At 43.8% G+C, this 6,569-nt stretch carries 4 protein-coding genes; 1 reads left to right on the forward strand and 3 read right to left on the reverse strand.

Annotation, left to right across the window (positions count from 1 at the left end):
* Nucleotides 1–155: 155 nt before the first annotated feature.
* Complete coding sequence (locus MKHDV_RS14410; RefSeq protein ID WP_160716500.1) at nt 156–584, forward strand: FCD domain-containing protein; 429 nt, start codon at nt 156–158, stop codon at nt 582–584.
* Between the two features lie 99 nt (nt 585–683).
* Here the strand turns inward: MKHDV_RS14410 and MKHDV_RS14415 are convergent, their stop codons facing one another.
* The 3 genes from MKHDV_RS14415 to MKHDV_RS14425 all read right to left on the reverse strand — a co-directional run bounded on the left by MKHDV_RS14415 (nt 684) and on the right by MKHDV_RS14425 (nt 5,950).
* Nucleotides 684–1,262, reverse strand: coding sequence for a TetR/AcrR family transcriptional regulator (locus MKHDV_RS14415; protein ID WP_160716502.1), 579 nt, complete (start codon nt 1,260–1,262; stop codon nt 684–686).
* A 185-nt stretch (nt 1,263–1,447) separates the two neighbouring features.
* The gene (locus MKHDV_RS14420; protein WP_160716504.1) at nt 1,448–5,191 is read right to left on the reverse strand and encodes an ATP-binding protein; all 3,744 of its coding nucleotides are present in this window, start codon (nt 5,189–5,191) and stop codon (nt 1,448–1,450) included.
* A 129-nt stretch (nt 5,192–5,320) separates the two neighbouring features.
* Entirely contained in the window at nt 5,321–5,950 is a 630-nt protein-coding gene (locus MKHDV_RS14425) for a tetratricopeptide repeat protein (RefSeq protein ID WP_160716506.1), read from the reverse strand.
* Between the last annotated feature and the right edge of the window lie 619 nt (nt 5,951–6,569).

A 6,569-nucleotide genomic window follows, 5' to 3' on the forward strand; every position in this document is an offset into this window, starting at 1 on the left:
AACATGTGGCTACTGTTTAATGAAACTACACAATATAATGGAGCTTACACTTTTCTTTGTTATCCTATTCTTTCTAAGGGATAGGAGTTGTCGTGTATCAACAAGTAAAGTGTGTTCAACAGAAGAGTCTTAGGTCATGTGGTCGGAGTGGAAGCGTGTATGAATTTAATTCCCGTTTGCAAGATATAATGCAAGTTCAATACGGTATAGAGACCGCTTTGCTGGAATCGGTGGTCAGGAATGCCACTGGCGAGGGTATTGGACGCCTGCACGAACTGGTATCGGCGCAGAAAACCGTGTTGCATTCAGATATGGAAACAAAACTTGTATTACGCAGCTTTTATGAAGAGCTATTCACTTTGGCTTCGAACTGTATGCTGTCTATGCTTTCAGTACAGCTGATCCCGATGTTTGAAGAAGGTCGGGAGTTGTATATGGCAGTCGCATTTAATCGTAAAACGCTCTATGAACATAATAAAAAGCTCGTCTTTTGCATTGAAGAGCTTGATGAGGTAGGAGCCTGTGCCGCATTGCGCGGCCAGTTATTACGGATGGGAACGTATTATTCTGTCTACCTTAATTGACACAAAAAAAGCCGCATTATGCGGCTTTTTTTTATGTACTCTACAGCAGAAATATTCGTGCGGAAGTTGCGCGTTTGCTGTGAGTATGTGCAGGCTGTTCTAGCAAAGAATTTTTTTGAAATTCCGTAAAACAGTCTTGAGCATGTTGTCAGATGGCTCAATAAAGCCAAAATGCATGCCGCGAACAAGACCGACCATAGTAGCCATGAGCATGTCCGCTGTTTCCTGAGCATCAATATCCGCAATAATTGAACCGTCAAGCTTGCCTTCGTCAATAGAGTCACAAAGGTAGCCAGTAACGTATGCGTAGATTTCTTTGATCTGAATAAAGAAGTCTTCACTGTTACCACAGTAACGGGTTGGAGCATCGCGGAAGATAAGAGAGAATTCCATGTGGTTCTTTTTTACGAAGACGTAAAAAGACTTTATTACGGATTCTACTTTTTCGAGTGCATTTTCCGGCTCGCGAACTTCAAGATATTTTTCAATATCTTCAATGAGCTGGTTTTTTACATTCGTGATGAGTGTAAGAAAGATATCATCTTTAGTACGGAAGTGGCGGAAGATTGTTCCTTCTGCAACACCAGCTTCTTTGGCGAGAAGACTGGTAGGTGTGTTACTAAATCCACGTTCAGCAAAAAGACGTGCAGCAGTATCAAGAATAATATCGCGTTTCATGGTAGCCTCATACCTTTATTTGGCAGTATGCAAATCAGTTGTGCCAGTGGGTACTCGCACAGGTGAGAGGGGATAACTCGATACTGTGAGGCTGTCAACGGATTGAAGCAGATAATCGGTGAAGGTTGCTATAATTTTTCCTACCTTAGAGTAAACAGAGTACAGGCACGCGGCTCGGTCTTTTTCTATAAATCATCGGTTGTTGCTGAACTGTGTTTATATACGTCGCGTAGTGCTTTGCCTGTTTGAACCACGGTTGCTTCTAATTCACTCATAAGATTGCTTACCGCTTTTTGATCCTCGGCTTCTGCCGCGCGGGCAACGCAGCTCGCCATTTTGTCTACTTCTCTGAGTGCATATTTTTGTGCCTGATTCTGAAGTTTTTCTGCTGTATGTAGAATTCCTGTAATGCTGCCTTCTTCTGCATGGAGAAATATTTCTTCAAATGTTTCCTGCAGTTGAGATATTATTTTAGGAATCTGCGGAAGGAAGAACATGTCGAGAACTTCAGCAGGATGTGCGGCCTCTTCAGAGTTTAGTGTTAAATGACTCACAGCTTCGGTCAGCGGAGTGTCATCCCATTTGGGGGTATCTTCGTTTGCTTCCACAATACTGCTGAAGGCTGTGTGATTGTCTGATGTCACGAGTTGTTGCGCAACTTGAGTTCTTCGTTCATTGGCTACTCTTGAAAAGAGTTCCTCTTTGTCTTCTGTTTCGTCTAATTCCAACGCATCTAACGCACCTAGCTCATCTAACTCATCAAATGAGAACAGAGGAGGAGGTGTTACACTGCTCTTTTCTTCATCTTGTTCTACATTGTCCAGTTCCGCATTGTCTGAGATTTCATCAAGTAATATTTCTTCACGATCTTCTGAGGCTACAGGCTCTTCTTCTATAGAATTTGTAGCGACCCCACTGCCGCCAAGAACTTCTTTTAAGTAGGCTTCTTCTTCCGGTGTAATCAGCTGTGGCGTCGGAAGTGGGTTCTTATCTAACTCACTTTCATCATCTAACTCTTCTTCTAATTCTTCGAAAATGTATTCGCCATGCTCATCGATGGTGTCCTCATCTGTGGTCATATCAGAGAGTTCTGTCGCTGAAGCTTCTATTGAGTCTTCCGCGAGGTCTCTTGGAATATTCTCTGTTGCATCCATGCGGAGTTTATCATGAAGTTCCTCGGAAGGTTCATCTGAAAGATCGTTTGGCAAAAGACTTGGTTCGATAGTTTCCAAATTGTGATCAACTGAATCTGCCTGCTCTTTTGTTCCATCCAACTCGGTTGATGGAACTTCTATTTCAGCCGATTCTTCCGTGTTGTTTGACAGAGCGCTTGCTTCAAGAACTATGGGGTTAAAAGTCTCCGGTGAAATTTCTTCTTGAACTATGTTTTCCGGCAATAGATTTATTGGCTCAGGCTCAGGCTCAGGCTCAGGCTCAGGCTCAGGCTCAGGCTCAGGCTCAGGTGTTAAATCTAATCCAGAGAGAGATAGCGGCTCGAGAACCGGAGCGTCATCAAGTTCTTCAAACGCGTCATCGAATTCGTAATCACTATTTTCAAGGTCTTGATCTATAGATTCGGTAGATTCAATAGGTTCGAGAGGAAGTTTGTACAAACCAAGTGTTGCCAGTGCGGCAAGTAGCTCATTACTTGTAGCTGGCGAAGGTAGTGATTCAGAATACCCAGAATCACAAAGCAATTCAGCACTGACAGGGCTATTTGCAATGGCGATGGCAGGTGCTGATAGGCAATCAAGTTTTTTATCAATTTCAAAAAGCTGTGACAAAATATTGATGGCGTCTTCAGTCAGTTCAGCTGCAACAATAACCGCATCAACCGTGAATGTTTCGTATGTGGTTATGGCTGCATCAAACGACGTGACCTCATGGGCATGGAATACGTCTGGATCAAGAAGTTCCTGAATTGATTCAGAAGGCGCAGTTCGAGTCTCGATAATGAGCAACTGCGGGATTTCAACTTCATCATCTTCAGTTACAGAGTCCTGAAGAGGTGAGGCGTGTACGACTGTGCTTGGATAGCCTTGTTTTGTTTTGTCGAATTTTTCAAGACGTACAGTAAAGGACACTGTTGTGCCGACATTGGGCTCAGACTCTATACACAAGAAGCCATCCATCAAATGAACTAGCTCTGTTGTTACGCTTAACCCAAGACCGGAGCCGCAGTACTTACCTGAATTTTCTTCAGGCTCTTGGCAGAACCTGTCCAACACATCGTATTTATTTTGGAGTGGGATACCTCGTCCTTGGTCTTTTACTGTGACCAAAAGTTGCGCGGTATCTTTCGAAGAATCAAGGCTGGAAACAGTTATGCTTATTGAACCAGAGTCACTGAATCGAACAGCGTTTCCGAGCAGGTTTAATAAGATTTGAATAAGACGGCTCGAGTCACCCACATAGTGAACCGGAAGATTGGGGGCTATTTTCCATGTAAGCGCAAGTCCCTTTTCTTCAGTGTGCGGTAGCATTATATAGTATGCGTCTTTCAGCAGGCTTTGTAGATCAAAGCTACGTTTCTTTAGCGTTAAACGATGATTATCAGCTCTGTTTAGGTCGAGTAGATCCTTCAGTTGTAGTTGCAGAACATGCGTAGCGGTTTGCAATGTGCGGAGTGCGTGTTCCCCTTCTTCGGGAATATTAATGTCGCTTAGCTTTTCACCCATGTTAGCAATTGTAACCAACGGTGATTGCAAGTCATGACTAATTTTCTGTATGAGATTCTCAGGTGTAAATTTTGGGTGTGGACCAAGTGGTTTTGGAACGCACTGTGTCTGAAGTCTGGAGCCGTGCAAGGCTATTGGTGTAAGAATCATGAGGCCCATAGCTACGCCAGCAAAAGGCATAAGTTGAAGAACTCCTGCAATATCTGCTGAGTTTGCAGGTAATATTGCGACCATGCTCCCTAATGCAGTCAGCAGGCAGCCTGCTGTAAATCTTCTACCGCCAGGGATCTTTCGAGTAATCGCAGCATAGCCTGGAATGGCACCAAGACCTGCAAGGGCAGGCCATAGAGAAAGATAGTGCAATGAGCTTGAAAGACCAGGGATGAGCGGGAAAACGGCAACAAGTAATCCAAGCAGGGAAAGCCCCCAAAGCTGAGCATCAATATGCCGTGGGCACTCTACACTGTAGAAGAGATTTCGACCGATATGAGGAAGGATAATTAGCGCTAGTCCTGGTAAAAGAATAGTCCAGGCAGTGGAGAATTCAAGTCCGGCTGCCGTAGAGGGCAAAAATCCAAACGTGTAGTAGGCCGTTGTGAGTAGTGTATAGATACAAAGCCAGAAGCAACTCTCGGCTTTAGTGAATACAGCAAGAAAAAAGTTAAGCCCTGCAATGCCAAGGGTAAGTCCGATAAGGAGCCAGAAGACCAATGATGTGATAAAGGTCGGCATTGCGGTGCTTTTCAGCGTTACTTCGGGGGTGAACCAGATTCCGGGTTTGCCATCTACCCGTAAGTAGTATTCAGCAAGGCCGGACTTTGAAGCATCCGGAAGCGGAATATGGCAACGGGAAATTGCAGAAGATTGCCACCGTTGGGGATTGTTCGCAGGTCTGTAGAAAAGAGTTGTCGGGCGGCGCACTAACCCGCCGAACTGCATGAATGGAAAGAAGCCGTTCATACGCCATCTTTCAATTTGTTCAATGGGAATAGATATACGAATCCATGCGCGTTTGACTGAGTGGGGAATGGGAGTCTTGCCCAGTGGTGTAAAAACGTTGCTGAATTGAGGTGCTGCAACTTGAGAGATGGAAGCTGTCGGGGTATCTTCAAAAAAGACATCGTACGCGACTGGTACTCGACGCCCGGAATTAAGAGTTTCACTAAGCGAAGGCAGGCAGAGGGCAACTAAAACACAACATGATGCGAAACAGAAAAGTGTTTTTCGGAAACGTAAAAGAGTAGGAAGCATATAGTTCACCGTTATATTTATCTGAGTTGCTAGATGTAGCGACCATAGAACGATGGTAAATAAATGTCCATAATTCAAAAGAAAAACGCCGTTAGCGGTTGCTAACAGCGTTTTTCGTCGGAGAAAATATTATTTTCTATGTGCGTCAATAAACTCTTTAAGCGGCTGGCCTTGAGGAGTTTTTGCAGATGGGTTGGAGGCAAGCAGCTCTTCCCATGCAACAATTCCTTTTTCTTTTTGTTTCAAGTCATGCACGTAAACGACCCCTTTATTAAAAAGGGCATTTGCATGTATCGGGTCAATCTTCAGCGCGTTGTTGTAACTTTCGATGGCCTTTTGATATTGACCGGCGCGCCGGTACATCGTGCCAAGGTCTGTCCATACATCAGCTGATGAGTCGTCAAGTGCAAGGGCTTTGTTGTAGGCGGTTATAGCATTTTCAGGGCGGTTGGCATCATAGTAGGCGTTACCAAGTTGTTGCCATGCGCTAACGTTATCAGGTTCATTGCGAGTCAAACGTTCAAGGTCAATAATCTTTGATGCTTGAGCCTGTGAGACTTGAGGTTGCTTTGGCTGTGTTTGTTGGACTGCTCTTGTCTGTTGTGCAGGGGGTTGAGCAGAGTATATGACTGTAAGCAAGTTTCCAAGGAACACCCCGAGACAGAGGGCAAAGGCCACACACATAATGGTTGTGCTTTTCTTTACGTATATACCTTTTTCAAATTCTAGCCTCAGGCGTTCAGCTTCGCGCTTTGTCATAGAAAAGATCCGTCCTATATAATGTTATGATTTGAGAGCCAGTATGAATTGGTACCAATACCTAGAATACATAGCAATAAAAGGTACTGTAAAAATTATATACATAATTTATTAATATACTGAATTTATTACATGAAAAAAAGACACGCATTATGCCATGTATAAGATTCTCAGAAAAACATAGTTTTACGTTGACGGGGAAGTGTCATTTACGTAGAAGCTTTCTGACGTTGCGACACAAAGCAGCGTTTGCTCATTTATAGCTAAGTTTCTTGTTCCAAACCTGATTTTAGATGTTTTGAAAAAAACTTTTAAAAAGGGTTTGACAGCGAGCGGAGTAAAGCCTAAACCCTTTTCCACGCCGCGAAACAAGGTTTGTCGCACAACGGAAGAAATTAAATTTCAGAAAGTTGTTGACAGCTTAGCGGCCGGGTGGCATAAACGCCAACTCGACACAAGGCTTATTAGCCGAGTGGAGCTTTTACTAAAAAGCTCTTTGACAATTAAATAGCGAATCGGATTGATTTAGAGATCAGCTAGCGTTGTTCGTTGCTTCGGTAACGGACAATTCAATACAGAATTATTAAACTGGAGAGTTTGATTCTGGCTCAGATTGAAC

The sequence above is a fragment of the Halodesulfovibrio sp. MK-HDV genome (genome assembly GCF_009914765.1).
GTDB lineage: Bacteria > Desulfobacterota > Desulfovibrionia > Desulfovibrionales > Desulfovibrionaceae > Halodesulfovibrio.